Origin of the sequence: Pseudomonas sp. TH41 (genome assembly GCF_016650695.1) — a bacterium.
Classification (GTDB): domain Bacteria; phylum Pseudomonadota; class Gammaproteobacteria; order Pseudomonadales; family Pseudomonadaceae; genus Aquipseudomonas.
Map to the genome: position 1 here is coordinate 320508 of NZ_JAEKFH010000001.1, position 16285 is coordinate 336792.

13 protein-coding genes and 2 pseudogenes are annotated in these 16285 nt (G+C 58.0%); 10 read left to right on the plus strand and 5 right to left on the minus strand.

Annotated elements, in window-relative coordinates:
• Positions 1-160: 160 nt before the first annotated feature.
• From JFU37_RS01495 to JFU37_RS01505, 4 genes and pseudogenes are all read left to right on the plus strand, one after another.
• A complete protein-coding gene (locus JFU37_RS01495; protein ID WP_201112136.1) occupies positions 161-1744 on the plus strand; it encodes an MFS transporter in 1584 nt (527 codons plus the stop codon).
• A gap of 983 nt (positions 1745-2727) precedes the next feature.
• Positions 2728-2931, plus strand: a pseudogene (locus JFU37_RS31195) (HAMP domain-containing protein); the annotation flags it as partial.
• Between the two features lie 144 nt (positions 2932-3075).
• Positions 3076-3789 carry a methyl-accepting chemotaxis protein gene (locus JFU37_RS31200; protein ID WP_446738732.1) on the plus strand — a complete coding sequence of 238 codons (714 nt, stop codon included), beginning with the start codon at positions 3076-3078 and terminating at the stop codon, positions 3787-3789.
• 266 nt (positions 3790-4055) lie between these two features.
• Complete coding sequence (locus JFU37_RS01505) at positions 4056-4244, plus strand: AbrB/MazE/SpoVT family DNA-binding domain-containing protein (RefSeq protein ID WP_201112140.1); 189 nt, start codon at positions 4056-4058, stop codon at positions 4242-4244.
• 167 nt (positions 4245-4411) lie between these two features.
• On the opposite strand, the gene JFU37_RS01510 is transcribed toward JFU37_RS01505, so the two are convergent.
• The 5 genes and pseudogenes from JFU37_RS01510 to JFU37_RS01530 form a co-directional block, all read right to left on the minus strand.
• Positions 4412-5950 (minus strand): DHA2 family efflux MFS transporter permease subunit, encoded by a 1539-nt coding sequence (locus JFU37_RS01510; RefSeq protein WP_201112142.1) that lies wholly within the window; start codon positions 5948-5950, stop codon positions 4412-4414.
• Positions 5943-7148 carry an HlyD family secretion protein gene (locus JFU37_RS01515; RefSeq protein WP_201112144.1) on the minus strand — a complete coding sequence of 402 codons (1206 nt, stop codon included), beginning with the start codon at positions 7146-7148 and terminating at the stop codon, positions 5943-5945. The genes JFU37_RS01510 and JFU37_RS01515 overlap by 8 nt, the downstream gene beginning before the upstream one ends.
• Positions 7141-7608 (minus strand): MarR family winged helix-turn-helix transcriptional regulator, encoded by a 468-nt coding sequence (locus tag JFU37_RS01520; RefSeq protein WP_201112146.1) that lies wholly within the window; start codon positions 7606-7608, stop codon positions 7141-7143. The genes JFU37_RS01515 and JFU37_RS01520 overlap by 8 nt, the downstream gene beginning before the upstream one ends.
• Positions 7609-7973: 365 nt before the next feature.
• A pseudogene (locus JFU37_RS01525) lies at positions 7974-9227 on the minus strand (IS3 family transposase).
• A 112-nt stretch (positions 9228-9339) separates the two neighbouring features.
• On the minus strand, positions 9340-10530 hold the full coding sequence (locus JFU37_RS01530; protein ID WP_201112150.1) for an amidohydrolase family protein: 1191 nt from the start codon (positions 10528-10530) through the stop codon (positions 9340-9342).
• Between the two features lie 233 nt (positions 10531-10763).
• Between JFU37_RS01530 and JFU37_RS01535 the strand changes: the two genes are divergently transcribed.
• From JFU37_RS01535 to JFU37_RS01560, 6 genes are all read left to right on the plus strand, one after another.
• Entirely contained in the window at positions 10764-11498 is a 735-nt protein-coding gene (locus JFU37_RS01535) for an SDR family NAD(P)-dependent oxidoreductase (protein ID WP_201112152.1), read from the plus strand.
• Positions 11499-11655: 157 nt separating this feature from the next.
• Positions 11656-12177: a MarR family winged helix-turn-helix transcriptional regulator gene (locus JFU37_RS01540; RefSeq protein ID WP_201112154.1), complete on the plus strand. Its 522-nt coding sequence runs from the start codon at positions 11656-11658 to the stop codon at positions 12175-12177.
• A 104-nt stretch (positions 12178-12281) separates the two neighbouring features.
• Positions 12282-13349 carry a phosphotransferase family protein gene (locus tag JFU37_RS01545; protein WP_201112156.1) on the plus strand — a complete coding sequence of 356 codons (1068 nt, stop codon included), beginning with the start codon at positions 12282-12284 and terminating at the stop codon, positions 13347-13349.
• A gap of 34 nt (positions 13350-13383) precedes the next feature.
• Positions 13384-14682, plus strand: a complete 1299-nt coding sequence (locus tag JFU37_RS01550; protein WP_201112158.1) for an acyl-CoA dehydrogenase family protein — start codon at positions 13384-13386, stop codon at positions 14680-14682.
• A 15-nt stretch (positions 14683-14697) separates the two neighbouring features.
• Complete coding sequence (locus tag JFU37_RS01555) at positions 14698-15456, plus strand: SDR family NAD(P)-dependent oxidoreductase (protein ID WP_201112160.1); 759 nt, start codon at positions 14698-14700, stop codon at positions 15454-15456.
• 54 nt (positions 15457-15510) lie between these two features.
• The gene (locus tag JFU37_RS01560; protein ID WP_201112162.1) at positions 15511-16284 is read left to right on the plus strand and encodes an SDR family NAD(P)-dependent oxidoreductase; all 774 of its coding nucleotides are present in this window, start codon (positions 15511-15513) and stop codon (positions 16282-16284) included.
• The last annotated feature ends 1 nt before the right edge of the window (position 16285 follow it).

Here is a 16285-nt window from a genome sequence, read left to right on the forward strand (position 1 = left end):
CTAAACTGCCACAGTGTCAGTAATTGACAATTGATGGCGGTGTATTGTCGATTATTGTTGTCCTATCTGATATAAAACTGTCAAACAGTTAGTTTTTAATATGCGGTCATTCCTTTCGCCAGTCAAGCGCGGGGACTGCATCAGAGAAGGCGAGGTTTCGATGACAGACAGTTCGAATTCGTTATGGGCGCCGCTGCGATTTGCTTCGTTCCGCGCCTTGTGGCTGGGCGCGTTGGCAATGAACCTGGCGATCTGGATGCAGAACGTGGGCGCCGCCTGGCTGATGGTGTCGCTGACCAACTCACCGATGTTGGTGGCGCTGGTGCAGACAGCAATCAGCCTGCCGGCGTTTTTCTTTGGGCTGCCAGGCGGAGTCTTTGCCGATATCTTCAATCGACGCCGTTATCTACTGGTCACCCAGATAGGGATGTTTTGCACAGCCGCCGCCTTGATTACCTGCAGTGCACTGGGTCTGGTCACGCCCTGGTTGCTGCTGGGGCTGACGTTTTGCTTTGGTATTGGTTTTGCTCTGCAAGGGCCGGCTTGGTACACCACCCAGGCTGAGTCAGTGCCACGACCATTCATGGCCTCGGCACTCGCGCTGTCGTCGTTGTCATACAGTTCAGCGCGCGCGGTTGGCCCAGCGCTGGCAGGCAGCGTGGTAGCTATGTCGAATGTGGTCAGCGTGTTTGCCATTTGCGGGCTGCTGTTGCTGGGATCATTGCTGGTGGTGATCAGCATGAAGGTACCGGCTCGTGATTCCAGCCTGCCACCCGAAACGCTGTGGGCCGGGTTGCGCGGTACATTGCGCTACGTGCGGCACTCGGCCGTAATGCGTGAGCAATGCTTGCGCACCTTTGCCTTTGTCGGTGCAGCCAGTGGTCTGTGGGCGCTGTTGCCGGTGGTCGCCAGCGAGTCGGGTGGCGCCGGGAACTATGGCGTGCTGTTGGGTAGTCTCGGCGTGGGCACCATGGTGGGGGCTTTTCTGATGCCCATGGTGCGCGCTCGGATGTCGCTCAACCTGATGCTTGCGCTGGCGGCATTGTTGTATGCGTTCAATTGTCTGTTGGTCGCGTTGGCGTCCAGCACGGTAGTGCAGTGTGTGGCGTTGTTTTTCGCCGGCATCGGTTGGCTCGCTGTAGGTACCAGTAACCTGGTCGCTATCCAGTCCTCGGTTGCACCATGGATTCGTGCCCGTGCAGTGGCGATCTATATGCTGGTGTTTCAGGGGTCCCTGGCCATTGGCGGTGCGCTGTGGGGGGCTGCAGCCAGTCACTTCGGCAGTCGTACAGCAATGATGTTCGCAGCGATAGCGGTGGCACTGTCGATGATGGTTATGTGGCGTTATCCGGCCTGGCTCGGTGACGACGACGAAGTAACTCCGTCGAGCGCAGACCCGTCGGTATTCAATTTTGCCGGCCTCGACCCGGGCGAGGGACCTGTGGCGGTGCAGATCGCCTATCAGGTCAGTCCGCGGAGCCGCGAAGAGTTCCTGCGCCAGATCAATCGTATCGGTGCTCAGCGTCGCCGCGACGGCGCCAGCTTTTGGCGGATCTATCGGGAATTGGATCACCCGGATCACTACCTCGAGCGATTCATTGTCGATTCATGGTCGGATTATTTGCGTCAGCAAGCCCGAACCACCCTTGCAGACCAGCAGGCTGAGGCAAAGGTCAGAGCGTTTCACTGTGGAGATGGCCCGCCGAAAATTTCGCATTTCATTGGTGAGCGCCTAGAGCGTTGAACTCATAAAAACAATAAGAGAAGGAGTGCGTTATGAAGGCTTTGTTTTATCCGGGAATTTGGCTGATGAACCGTCTAGGGTTCGCCATGAAATTCAGCCTGATCAGTGTTTTGTTCTTCGTGCCGCTGCTGGGAGCCAATACGTACCTGGTTGGCATTGCCTATCACCAGTGGCGAATCAGTGCAGTTGTACTCAGTAGCCTGGCCGTGGTGCGGGAGTCTATGCAGTTGCAGCAACAGCTTGATCTACTCAAGGATCTGGCCCTGATCCGACAGCGAGTAAGCCAGGTAGAAAAGAAAAGCGATATCAGCCAGCGCATCAAACTGGCTGAAGAAGCTGCCGTCTCCACCATTAACCGGCTGGACATTTCAGACGTTGATAAGCCAGCGATCAAGCGCCAGCGCACGGCGTTGATCCAGGGGCTGCAAACCTTGCGCACGACGGAGGGCGCAGCACCCCGGTCGGAGTTGAGCGGTCAGTTGGCGGCTCAAGGTGCGCTGTTCCTGGAAAGCATTGTCGAACAGTCCGGGTTGAGCCAGAACGATGAGCCGCGAGTGCGTCAACTCAGTACCCTGATCGCGGTTCAAGTGCCGCGGCTATCGGCGCTGTTGAACAATGCTCGAACACTAGGCTCAATTACATTGGGCCAAGGGTATCCGAGTGCCGCCGACAGCGTTGCCCTGGAACAGTTGGTAGTAGGTATGGATCGCGTCGGCGCCGAAAGTGCACAGAAATTCCAGGTGTTTGACTCGCAGAGTGCCAGGTCGCTAGCGCCGGCGCTGCAGGTCGGATTGCAAAGCATCGAAAGAGGCAAGCAAATACTCGATGAGCAAATCCTCAATGCTGCGGAGCCAATGCAGGAGTGGCCTGTCTATTTCGATCAGATGACCGGCTTGAGTGACAAGGTTCAAGGGTTGAACGATGCAGCGCTGGCATCGCTCACCGAGTCATTGCAACAGCGGCTTGGGCAGGCCCGCGGCGAAATGATTCTGTTGTCCGTGTTTTCATTCGCCATTTTGTTGCTGATCACCTACCTGTATGGCGCTTTTTATTTGGCGACTCGTGGAATCCTGGATGACTTGAGCCGGGTAATGGGCAAAGTCGCCCAAGGCGACATGACCGTGAGTTTCGAGGTGCTAGGCAAGGACGAGTTGGCAGCGCTCGGTACAGTGTTCAACGGTACGGTTGGGCAGATCCAGCACCTGATCAGGCAAGTCGATGGCGTGGTCTTGCAAGTCGGTCAACAGACCGATCTGGTGCAATCGGTTGCCCGTTCCAGCGCGCGTGAAGTCACCGGGCAGCGTGAGCAACTGGAGGTCGTTGCCACAGCCATGAACCAGCTTGCGGTTACTGCACGCCAGGTCGCACGCAATGCTGAGATTGCGGTCAGCAGCGCCCGCGAGGTGAACCGGGAAACTGAGCAGGGTCGTCTCAGGGTGCGAGACCAGGTCGGTGCAATCCAGCGGTTGGCGGGAGAAATTGATAGCTCCATGCACTTGATTCACCAATTGGCGGCCGACAGCGAGGCGATAGGTCAGGTCCTGGAGGTGATTCGCAATATCGCCGAACAAACCAATCTGCTCGCACTCAATGCGGCCATCGAAGCCGCCCGCGCCGGTGAACAGGGCCGGGGATTTGCTGTGGTCGCCGACGAAGTGCGCACACTTGCGCGACGCACGCAGCAATCGACACTTGAGATCGAGCAGATGATCGGTAACTTGCACAGCCGGGTCGCTGAGACAGTCAAAGCCATGGGCAACAGTCACAAGACGGCGGGAGCCACGGTCAGCCAAGCCGATGATGTGCAACAGACACTGGAGAATATCGTCCGGGCTACAGGGCTGATTGTTGAGCAGAGCCAGCTGATAGCTGTTGCGGCGGAGCAACAGACCCAGGTTTCGATGGAGATCGACAAGAGTCTTGTGGACATCAGCCAAGCGGGAGAGCAGACCTCTAGAGGCGTCATCCGCGCCGAGCAGGCAAGCCAGGATTTGCATGGATTGGTCAATGTCTTGCGCAAGGAAATTGGCGCGTTTCGGATTTGAGAAGCGCAGCGCGAGTGGTGGGGCAGTCGGATAAAGTTTGAAGACGATTGCTGTCGGAGCTGCGGTAATTGGGTGGTGGGTACGGCTCAGCCATTTTTATAGGATTTGACGTGGTCATTACGGCAGAGAGTGACCCAGAGTTGATGGTGGCGACAGACAAAAATCGGCCAGAGGAAGTCATCAGCAGCTAGCACCACGCTTCAACTGGCGAAGACATTGCGCGCATAATGAATCGCTCCCGCCAAGACTAAAGTGTGAGTAGCATCATGGCCGAAGCCCAACGCTGGATAGTGAAATGCCAAGATCCTACGGATGGAAATGGTGACGTCATCATCGACTTGCCGCCTGACTTACTTGCCAGCTTAGGACTGAGCGTCGGCGACGTACTGACCATTGAAGTGATCGACGGCGCGATAGTTCTGACGCCGAAGTCGAGCGACCCAACTACACGTTGAATCGCGTCGGCGCGCTTGACCTGATCATCAAACGGGCATAGGCGAATGGCACATCTCAACGACGGCGACAGACCGCTTTTGGTCGGTTTCCGGCGGTCGTGGTAGGCAGGCATCGGCCAATAGGTGCCTGTCACGAATAGCTGCAATCGAACGGACGCGGACTCTAGTTACTCCATGACCGCCGTCGGTTCTGCACTCGACTGAATTTTCGGCGTTTTGATAATCAGCAGCAGCGGCATGACTGCCAGTGACAACACCATCAGCAGTTTGAAGTCATCCACGTAAGCGATCCAGCTGGCTTGCACCGTGACCATTGCGTCCAGTGTTGCGCGCCCGGAAGCGACCATCGGGTCCAGAAAGTGCTTGATCGGCCAGGCCTCGAAGGCGCGGTTGAATGGCGTGACGTAAGCACTTATTTCTGCGTGATTGGCCTGGATGTTCTGAGTGAGCAGCACGGTCACGATGGAGATCCCGACGCTGGAGCCGACGTTTCGTGACAGGCTGTAAAGCCCGGTGCCTTCTGCGCGCAAGGAGGCGGGCAGTGTCGCGAAGGCAACCGTGGTCAATGGTACAAACAGCATGCCCAGGCTGGTGCCTTGAATGAACCCGACTACGATGATGGTTTGTATCGACACATCAGGCGTCCAGCCAGTCATCAGCCACATCGACAGCGCCGACAAACCCAGCCCCGTCAGCAGTAACAGGCGGATATCGACTTTGCCCAGCAGTTGGCCGGCGAGGAACATGGTCAGCATCGTGCCCAACCCGCGTGGGCCCATCACCATGCCGGCGGTCAGCACCGGATAGCCCATCAGGGTTTGCAGGTAAGGGGTCATCAGCGCCAGCGAGGCCAGGTAGGTAATGCCGACGATAAAAATGAAGATGACGCTGATCGAAAAGTTACGATCCTTGAACAGCTTCGGGCTGATGAAGGGCGCATCGCTGGTGAAGGTATGGACCAGAAACACGTAGGTGGCGACAGCGGCCACCGCCGCTTCGATCAGGATTTCACCGGAAGAAAACCAGCCAAGTTGCTCACCTCGATCCAGAAACAGTTGCAGGGCCATGATCGCCACACTCAAGGAACCAAAGCCGAGCCAGTCCAGTCGTGACGCAGTGTCGGTCGACGTTTCGCTGACGTAGTAGACAATCCCGGCCAGTGCCAGCAAACCAATGGGCAAGTTGATGAAAAACACCCACCGCCAACTGAAATTCTCCGTCAGCCAGCCGCCAAGCATCGGACCCAGTACCGGGCCAACCATGACCGACACACCAAACAGCGCCATGGCTGAGCCGCGCTCTTTGAGGCTGTAGATGTCCAGCAGAATGCCTTGGGACAATGGCACTAACGCCGCGCCCGCCAGCCCCTGCAGCAGACGGGCCAGGATGATTTCCTCCAGCGACTGCGCCAGGCCGCAAAGGATCGACGAGACGACGAAGCCGGTAATCGCCCACAGCAACACGCGTTTGCGACCGAAGCGTCTGGCCAGGAAAGCAGAGGGCGGCGTCATGACGGCAGCGGCGACGATGTAGGACGTCAGCACCCAGTTGATCTGGTCCGAGCTGGCCGAGATGCTGCCTTGCATGTAGGGCAGGGCGACGTTCGCAATGGTGGTGTCGAGCGCTTGCATGATCACGGCCAGCACGACGCAAGCGGTGATCATCCCGCGATGGGCCACCGGTTGCGTCGTTGCCGGATTACTCATGAGCGGGGGCCTCGCTCGCCAACAGCCCCGAGAACAGGTGCGGAAGGCCACGTGCCGAGCCTGTGTTGATCTCTGCTTGCACACTCATGCCAGTGCGCAGCGACGGTTTGTTCGCGGCATCATCGATGCTGATGCGCACGGGAATCCGTTGCACGACCTTGACCCAGTTGCCCGTGGTGTTTTGTGCAGGCAGCAACGAGAAGCTTGAACCCGACGCCGGGCTGATGCTTTCGACAGTGCCGTGCCACCGGACGCCGGGGTAACTGTCGACGCTGATATCGACGGGCTGACCGGGCTTCATGTGGGTCAGTTCGGTTTCCTTGGGGGACGCTGCCACCCACAAGTGATCGGCCGATACCAGGCTGATGCCCGATTGTGGGGGTTGCAGATACGAGCCGACTTGCAGCGAATCAACGTTGGTCACGACACCGTCGAACGCCGCCCTGACGACTGAGTTGTTCAGGTTGCGCTGCGCTTCGTCGACGGCGGCCTGTGCCTGTAGAAATGTGGATTGTTGTTCGACGGGTGTCTCGATATGCCCACCCAATTGCGCCAGTACCATTTGCGCCGTGGCCTTGGCAACGGCGATTTTTTGCCGGGTGCTGTCCAGCGCATGCTTGGCGTCGTCGAAGTTGGTTTTGGACACCGCAGAAACGCTGACCAGGGTTTGCTGGCGCTGGAAACTGGCCTGGTAGTACGCGAGGTCGATTTGCGCCTGATCGATTTCGGCCAGTGCCTGGTTGTAGTTGGCCTTGAGATTGAGGATCTGATTGCGCACGTTGTCCCGTTGCGCCTTGGCACTCGCCAGCGCAATCTGAAACGGCTCGGGTTTCAGGGTGAACAGGACTTGACCTTTGACGACCCGCTGATTGTCTTTGACAACCACCGAGGCGACCAGGCCCGAGACATCCGTGGAGACGCCGACATGATCAGCCTGTATGTAGGCGTTGTCGGTGGAAATGATTTGCCCGCCCGTGACATACAGGTAACCACCGACCAGTAGGGCGATGGGTAACAGGGTAAAGAGTGCAGTACGCACCCTCTGCCGCTTTGGACGGGCAGGGGAGGCATTGCTCTGGCTACCCTCAGTTTGCCCCGGGGTTGGTTTGCGCGCCTCGGTTGAAGAGGGGGCTTGCAGTCGTGAGGTCGCGGGCATCACAGGCTTCTGCGCCGCTGACTTCAGGTGTTGATCAGTCATGGCGACGCGTCTCCTCGTCGTCGATGGGAAGACTGCAGGCTTCGATCAGGTTGGACCTCATCCGCTTGAGCATCAGCAGCAGCAGTTGTTCTTCTTCTTCAGAAAATCCGGCGGTGGCCTCCAGGCGTGTCGACCGGCCCATGTCTCGCATGAGTTCCAGAAGCGGGTGTGCCTGCTCGGTCAAAAAAAGCAGGGACAGGCGTCGATCCGTAGGATGACTGCGTCGTTCAAGCAGCCCACGTTCCGCCATTTTGTCCAGCAAGCGCACAAGGGTGATCGATTCCAGCTCCAGTAAATCTGCGAGGCCTTTTTGATGGATGCCCTCGTTCTTCGACAACATGGCCAGTACTTGCCACTGCGAGCGGGTGAGGCCGACATGCCGCGCGCGTTGCTCAAAGCGTTTGCGCATCAACCGTGCGCTGTCATGCAGGGCGAAGCCAAGTGTCAATGTGTCAGTCATGTCGAAGTCTGCGACTAAGGAGTTACCTCATCATAGTTTAGCTTGTGATTAGTGTGCTATCTAAATGTGTGGATTGTTCGACAAGACTGGCTGACATCAGTCACTCCGGCAGATTGGGCTTCAGCGGTGCCAGCAGCCTGGCCCCGTGCCTTTCGCCGATGGAAAACAGCCCCCCGTGAATGATCGGCGGCAAATTATTCGCTGAAGGCTGAAACCGGGAATTGGGTTGGGTAATGGATGAGCAGGAGTCGGCGCAGATTGCCGACTACTGCCTGTCGAAATCGCCAAGGGGTTTTAGGGGGCGGCACCCGCGGCCCGTCCCACACAGAAAGTTAAGGGGAGGTCTCCATGGCTTTCTGTGGTGTCTAGTCCTGAAATAGGTTTACACCTGTTTCACCCCAACGCCCGATGCATCGCATCGGGCGTTTTGTATTTCAACGACAGGTGCGGACGCTCGCGGTTGTAGATCGATACCGACTCGCTCACCATTTTCTTCGCCTGCGTTAAATCCTGTGGTCGCTGGAGCAAAAGCTCCGTCTTCAATATCCCGTTGACCCGCTCTGCCAGGGCGTTTTGATAACAGTCGTAGCCGTCCGTCATCGAACACCTGATGCCGTGTTTTGCGTGCAGTTCCTGGTACATTCCCGAGCAATACTGGCTGCCTCTGTCCGAGTGATGAACCAGTGGCTGCTCCGTTCGACGGTGCTTCACCGCCCGGCGCAGCGCCTGCGCGACCGACTCGGTGTGCAGGCTTTCATGGACGTGATAGCCCACGATCTTTCGCGAAAAAGCATCCGTCACAAGGCTCAGATAGGCCACGCCTTCCTGAGTGGGCAGATAGGTGATGTCAGCCACCCAGACCTGTTCCGGGCCGCTGGGAACAACCTGTTCAGGCCCCGGTTTGAGCAGGTTCGGATGGCGTCGAAAGCGATGATGACTGTCGGTTGTCTTGTGATACGCCCGCTTACGGGCTACCAATAAACGCCGTTCGCGCAGAATCGAAAACAGGCGATCTCGCCCTACTTGCAGCTCAAGCAGTGGCTGACATTGCAGCAGGTAATGCAGCTTTCTAGTGCCCAACCGCGGCTGCCGCAGGCGCTTTTGCTGAACGAAATCGGCAACTTTCTGATCCAGAATCAGACGAGCAGCATCGGCGCGATTGCGTTTGTAGTAAGCCTGTCGGCTTATCCCCATGAACTGGCAAGCCCTGCTGATGCTCAGGTTTTGGATTCGTTTTTGCGCGAGGACTTGCCGGGACGCTTTTTTACGACAGAGAGACCGTAGTCATTTTTCAAGACGTCCACGACGGCCTCGAAAAACTGCGCTTTCTGATTGGACAGCGCCAACTGCTCTTCAAGCTCTTTGATGCGCTGCTCTGGCGTTAATGGTCGGTTTTTGTCGGGCATAGACCCCATCCTCGGCGAGCCAATGTAGGTGCCGGGGCTCCAATCTTGACGACCGTGCTTGCGTAACCATGTCAGAACGGTCGTTTTGCCTTGAATCCCGTAGCGCTCCTGAGCCTCTTTATAACTCAGCTCGCCTTTTTCGACCTGGTCGACGACCGACAATTTAAAGGTCAGCGTGTAGTCTCGCTGACTACGCCTTTTTGCGGATTCCATTACGTCCTCCTGAAAAACAGATCAGAAGGTGTAAACCTTATTCAGGACGGGACATGGTCAATAAAAAAGGCATGAGGGATGCTCATGCCCTTTTTGTTTTCTGCAGCCAATATCAGTCCCGAGCACCCTCAAGCAAGCCCTTGAGGTTGCTGCTCATGACGCGTTGGGTCTGTGCTTCATCAAGCATGTCGATGTCCTTGAAGAAGTCCCGCGGATGGGTGAGGCCTTCCGGGTGCGGCCAGTCGCTGCCGAATAGTACGCGTTCGACGCCGATCAGCTCGATGAGCTTGTCTACTGGATCTTCATAGAACGGTGAAACGAACACATGACGGCGGAAAGTTTCCACCGGATCGCGTTTGAACGACTTCGGCATCTTCTTGTAGATGTGTGCCAAGCGTCCCAGCAGCGGCTCCAGCCAGGAAGTGCCGTTTTCCAGCGACGCCACGCGCACATCTGGGAAGCGATCGAAAACGCCATGGCAGATCAATGCCGCCAGGGTGTCCGAGATGGCACGACCCATCCAGTCCAGCACTTCACCGAATGGCTCTTTCTCGAACGGCCTGAACTCACCTTTGCCACCCGCCGTCCACCAGCTATTGATCTTGTCGTAGCCGGAGTCGGAAACGTGCAGCATGACGAAAATCTTCGCTTCGTTGACGCGAGCCCAGAAAGGGTCGAACTCGGTGAAGCCCATTGACCGACCACCCGTCAAACCGGCGACTGGTGCAGGGCGAACACCGACGACCCGTGCCCCGGCAGCAAGGACGAATTCCAGTTCTTGTACCGCTTTATCGACATCGATGAGGTTGATCATCGGCACCGGGAACAGGCGGTTGTCGCGGGCAAAACCGCATTCTTCGGCCAGCCACTGGTTGGACGAATGAAACAGGGCTGCAATGGCGTCAGGCTTGTGTGACAGGCGTTCTTCAATGACCGAGCCGAGTGTCGGAATGAACAGGCCGGCATGAATACCCTGTTCGTCCATGACCTTCAGATGCGCTTCACCGTTGAAGAAGGCTGGATGGGAAGGCACTGGATCGCCACCGAACTCACGCAGTGACAGACCTTCCGGGTTTTCACCGCGATACCACATTTCGTGGGAGCCGGGAGCGGCTACTACATCGAAAGTAGGGTTAGGGATGTAGTCGCTCAATACGCCGCCAACCGCCAACTTGGTGCGGCCATTGACCTGCACATACTGGAATTCTTTACGGAACTGCTTGGGCAGATGGCGCAGGAAGGCTTCCGGCGGCTCGTAGAAGTGACGGTCTACGTCATAGATCGGGTAGTTGACGGTTGGCATGCTGACCTCGGGTTGCAGGCGTGTTGTTTTGGTAAAGATGACCATATGTCAGTTATTTTTCTGCGTCAAGTCTCCTCTCCAAAAGTGCTGTTATCCACAGTAATCCAAGTGTTTTGCTGAGGTATACCGGTGCTGTGAGGCTGATATGGATATAGCGCTATAAACTGACTCTATGTCATCTTGTAGCTGTCAGGGTGTCAGCGGGATGCCCAGGGAAATTAATAGGAGAGTTTATGACGACCGATTTGCGCAATAAAACGGCCCTGGTTGTTGGCGGTACCAGTGGTATTGGCCTGGCAACTGTTCGCAGATTGCTGGAAGCCGGCTGTGCGGTTAAGGCGACCGGTGTGTCGCTGGCTGAAGTCCAGTCTTGCCAGGATGACAGCGGGCTGGCCGCTGTTGATTTCATTGTGCTTGATGTCGCCGACTCCGCTGCTGTCACCGCGTATTTTTCCGGGCTTTCCCGGCTCGACATCCTGGTCAACTCCGCAGGCATTGGTCGTGGTGCAAGCGAGTTCACTGAAGAAGGTTTCCTGCGCACTTTGGAGATCAACCTGTTCGGCACCATGCGCTGCTGTTACGCAGCACGTGAACTGCTGGCGGCCAGTGCCGGTTGTATCGTCAATCTAGGCTCGGTGATGAGCACCTTCGGTAGTCCTACAGCACCCGCCTATGCCTCGAGCAAAGGCGGTGTCGTGCAGTTGAGCAAGAGCCTGGCTGTGGCGTGGGGCAAGGAAGGCATTCGCGTCAATGCAGTAGCGCCAGGCTGGACTGACACGCCGATGACCCGTGGCATGTCGGCTGATGTGGAGCGAAATGCCCGGGTGCTGGGGCGTACACCTTTGGGGCGGTGGGGGCAGCCGGAGGAAATCGCGCAGGGCATTGTGTTCCTCTGTTCGCCGGCCGCCTCATTCATTACTGGGGCTCTTTTGCCGATTGATGGAGGCTATACAGCCTGCGGAGTCTGATCGTTCAACACGATTTAACTAGGGGGAGCTTGCTCCCCCTAGTTGTGTCTGTAGAGTCGTCCACTGAGGATGTGAGGCTCACACACGATGCTGAATTTCGGTAAATCGCATAAAATAAAATGACAGCATGTTGTCAATATGGAAATGAGGTGTCAGTATGGCTAGCAAGAAAGCTGAGGAAAGGCCTGTGCCGACCTTCGACCATTCGGTTCATAGCGAGGTTGGTGGTCGTCTCGGAGAATTGGTGGATGAGGTCTTGCGTCTGCATGGACGGGTAATGAGCGTGAAGAGGCCATCAGTGTTGGGTGGCCCTGGCCAGACCTTCGTGCTGGCCTCGGTAGTGTTGGCGGCCGAGCCACCAACCGTTGCGCGAATCGCCCGCAGTCTGGGCTACACGCGCCAGGCCATTCAGCGGCTGGCCGATGTACTGGCCGCAGAAGGGTATGTGAGCTACGAGGACAACCCGCATCACAAAACGTCCAAGCAGTTGGTTGCCACCACACTGGGGCGTCAGGTGTATGCACAGGTGAACCGGGAAAGTGCCGAGTGGACCGAGCGTATTTCGCGGGGCCTGGATGTTGCGGTTCTGGATCAGACGCTGGAAGTGTTGAGACAAGTGCGCCGAAACCTTGAGCAGGACAAGAACTCCGCTGCGCAAGGAGTGACCGAACAACAATAACGATGGGGATAGCGGATGATGGAGACTTCGTTACGCATGCAGGGCCGACATGATCGGCGCTTGCTAAGTGCTGAACCGAACCGCAGCGGGGGAGGTAGCCTCGTATGAAGCCGACACTTCCCGATTTCGACGGTTTGCTCGATTGGTCCGTGTTGCAGCCATGGCTTGACGACGCAGGCTTGCCCGGTGACGGTCCGATCACAGAGGTCCGCCAGCTTACCGGTGGCTCGCAGAACAATTTGTTCATGCTCAACCGCGGCACCAGGAAAATGGTGCTGCGCCGTCCACCTCGACATCTGCGTGCCAACAGCAATGAAACCATGTTGCGTGAGGCCCGGGTGCTCAAGGCCCTGGCGGGCAGCGACGTCCCTCATCCGGCGCTCTTGGCTGTCTGTACGGACAGCTCGATGATGGGCGTGAATTTTTTCCTCATGGAGCCGCTTGAAGGCTTCTCTCCGGCAGGTCAACTGCAAGGTCGCTATGCCACCGACGCGAGTTGGCGCTATCAGATGGGTGAAGCCTTCGTTCGTGCGGCGGCGTCGCTGAGTCAGGTGGACTATCAGCAGGCCGGGCTCGCGGACTTCGGCCGGCCCGAGAACTGGCATGGTCGCCAGGTCGATCGCTGGCGCTCGCAGCTGGATGGTTACCGCGATACTCCCGGCTATCAGCAGAGTGGCTTACCCAGCGTCGATGAAGTTGGACGCTGGCTCGCTGACAACGTCCCGGAAGATGGCCGCATTGGCATTATCCACGGCGACTATCAATGGCCCAATGTGATGTTTTCCCTGGAGTCACCGCGCATCAGTGGCCTGATCGACTGGGAGTTGTCGACCCTAGGCGACCCACTACTGGATCTTGCCTGGGTGCTGACATCCTGGCGTGAACCAGGCGACCCGCAGATTCCGGGGCCAGGCAGCAAGCCGGTGGTCGAGCCATGGGACGGGTTCATGTCCCGGCAAGAATTGATTGAGCTGTACGGCCAATTGACTGGCCGTGACCTGTCCAGCCTGCCGTGGTTCTTCGTTCTGGCCTGCTTCAAGCTCGCCTGCCTGCTCGAAGGTACCTATGCGCGGTCCTTGATTGGCAAGGCGCCAAAGGAGATGGGTGACTACCTGCATAACTACGCCACCTGGCTGATGGCCAAGGCTCGCCAACTTATCGCTGCCGCCTGAGCGGCTCATTGCAACGTTGCCTGGGGAAAACAACATGTGGGATTTTTCGACCGACCCTGAGTTCCAGAAGAAGCTGGACTGGATCGACCGTTTTCTGGTTGAGGAGGTGGAGCCGCTGGATGTGCTCTTTCCATCGGTAAGCGTGGTTTATAACACGCGTCATGAGGTGTCGCGGGCCATCCTCAAACCTCTTCAGGACAAGGTCAAGCGTCAGAAGCTATGGGCCTGTCATCTCGGTGCGGAGCTGGGCGGCGAAGGCTACGGTCAACTTGCCCTGGCCTTGATGAACGAGCGTCTTGGCCGCTCCCTGTGGGCACCGACCGTGTTCGGCACGGCCGCGCCGGATACCGGCAACGCGGAAATCCTCGCCATGTTCGGTACCTCCCAGCAAAAGGCTCGCTACCTGCAACCGCTGCTCGATGGCGACATCGTTTCTTGTTTTTCCATGACCGAGCCCCAAGGTGGCGCAGATCCTCGGGTCTTCACCACCACGGCCGTACGTGACGGTGACCATTGGGTCATCAATGGCGAGAAATGGTTCTCCTCCAATGCGCGTTATGCCGAGTTCGTGCTGGTGCTGGCGGTTACCGACCCCGAGGCGCCCATCCAGAAACGCATGTCGATGTTCATCGTACCGCGGGAAACCGAAGGCCTGGAGATGATCCGCAACGTGCCGTATATGGGCGAGCGCCTGGAGCAGGATGAGGCTACCGAGGGCTATCTGCACTACAACAATGTGCGCGTGCCGCTCGACCATATGCTCGGTGAGCAGGGCGGTGGTTTTGCGGTGGCCCAGGCGCGTCTCGGCGGCGGTCGGGTGCATCACGCGATGCGTATTGTCGGACAATGCCAGCGGGCATTGGACATGATGTGTGAGCGGGCGCTCAGTCGCCGCACCCAAGGCACACTACTGGCCGATATGGGCACCGTGCAAACGATGATTGCCGACAGCCAGATCGAACTCGAGCAATTTCGCCTGCTGGTCATGAAGACCGCCTGGATTATCGATCACAGCCATGGCGATCCGCGCCAGGCCCGTGCGCACATCGCCATGGTCAAGGTCGGCATGGCGAAGATCTATCACGATATCGTCCAGCGTGCTCTGCACCTGCATGGTTCCCTGGGCGCAACCTTTGAAACTCCGCTGGCCTACATGTGGATGAATGTACCGACATTTGGCCTCGCTGACGGCCCGACCGAGGTCCACCGGGTGACTGTAGCCCGCGAATTGCTCCGTCGGTACAAGCCGGCCGACGGCATGTTCCCCAGCGAACACCTGCCGCCGAAAATCGCGGCGGCGCGTGCTCGCTATGCACACATCCTCAATGATTGAGACGGTGGATTTGAGATGACTGATGCACCTTATAACAAGTTGTTGTTCGACCTGACGGGAAAAGTCGTACTGGTCACGGGCGGTAGTCGTGGTCTGGGATACCAGATGGTCCTGGCTTTCGCACGGGCAGGCGCCGATGTGATCATTGCCAGTCGCAAGCAGGATGCCTGCGAGGCCGTTGCCGAGCAAGTGCGGGCAATGGGACGGCGCGCCCTAGCGGTGGCCTGTCACGTCGGCAAGTGGCAGGAAGTTGAGCATTTGGTTGACGTGGCTTACGCCGAATTCGGTTACATCGACGTGCTCGTCAATAACGCCGGCATGTCGCCGGCCGTGCCTTCACACGAAGTGACCGAGGAGCTGTTCGACAAGGTCGTCGGCCTTAATTTCAAGGGGCCGTTTCGCCTCGGTGCCCTGGTTGCCCGGCGAATGGCCGAAAGCAGGGGCGGGTCAATCATCAACGTCAGCAGCACCGGCGGCCTGCGCCCGTCACCACAGATCGTGCCGTACTCCGGGGCGAAGGCTGCGTTGAACGCCATGACCGTTGGTTTTGCGCAGGAATATGGTCCCAAGGTGCGGGTCAACACCATTTCCGCAGGTCCCTTCCTAACCGACATATCCAAGGCTTGGAGCGAAGAGATGCGCGAGACCTGTGCTAATGCCCTGGGTCGCCCCGGCAAGCCGGAAGAAATCATCACGACGGCGTTGTACCTGGCTAGCCCGTACTCCAGCTATACGACAGGGTCATTGATCAAGGTCGACGGTGGACTGCCATAGGTAGATTTGGCTGCAAACGTGCATAACACCTGAATAACAACAAGAGGCAGGAACATGCAGCTTCAAGGCAAGAAAATCATCGTCACCGGCGGCGCGCGCGGCATTGCCGCCAGCGTCGTGCGCGCGTACGCCGCGCAGGGTGCAAAGGTGGCATCGCTGGATGTGCTGGACGCCGAGGGCGAGCACACCGCCGCCCAGGTCAATGAACAGTTCCCGGGCGCCGTGAGCTTTTATCACTGCGACATCGCTAATAGCGATGAAGTCGCCGAAGTATTCGCAGCGGCTGTCGGCGCTATGGGTGGACTCGATGCCATGGCCAATATCGCGGGTGTCGAACGTACCGCACCCGCCGAGCACATCACTCGGGACCATTGGGACCTGATCTTCGATGTCAATGTGCGTGGCACTCTGCACACCAACCAGGCGGCCTTCGATCATATGCATGAGCGCGGTGGCCGCATCATCAACTTCGGCTCGGCGGCAGGGCTCACCGGCATGCCGGGCGCCGCTCACTATGCAGCATCCAAGGGGGCCGTCCTGGCCTGGACTCGCACCGTGGCACAGGAGTGGGCGCGTTACGGCATTACCGTGAACGCCGTAGCGCCAATGATCTGGACACCGATGTACGACGCCCACCGCGCCAAGATGAGCGCCGAAGAGTTGAGCGCCCATGACCGGCACCTGGCATCGATCATCCCGCTGGGTGGCAAACTGGGGGATGCCGACCGTGACCTGGCACCGGTGATGGTGTTCCTCGCCAGCGACGGCGCCCGTTTCATCACTGGGCAAACCCTGAGCGTTGACGGCGGCACGGTGCCCGTACGCTGAC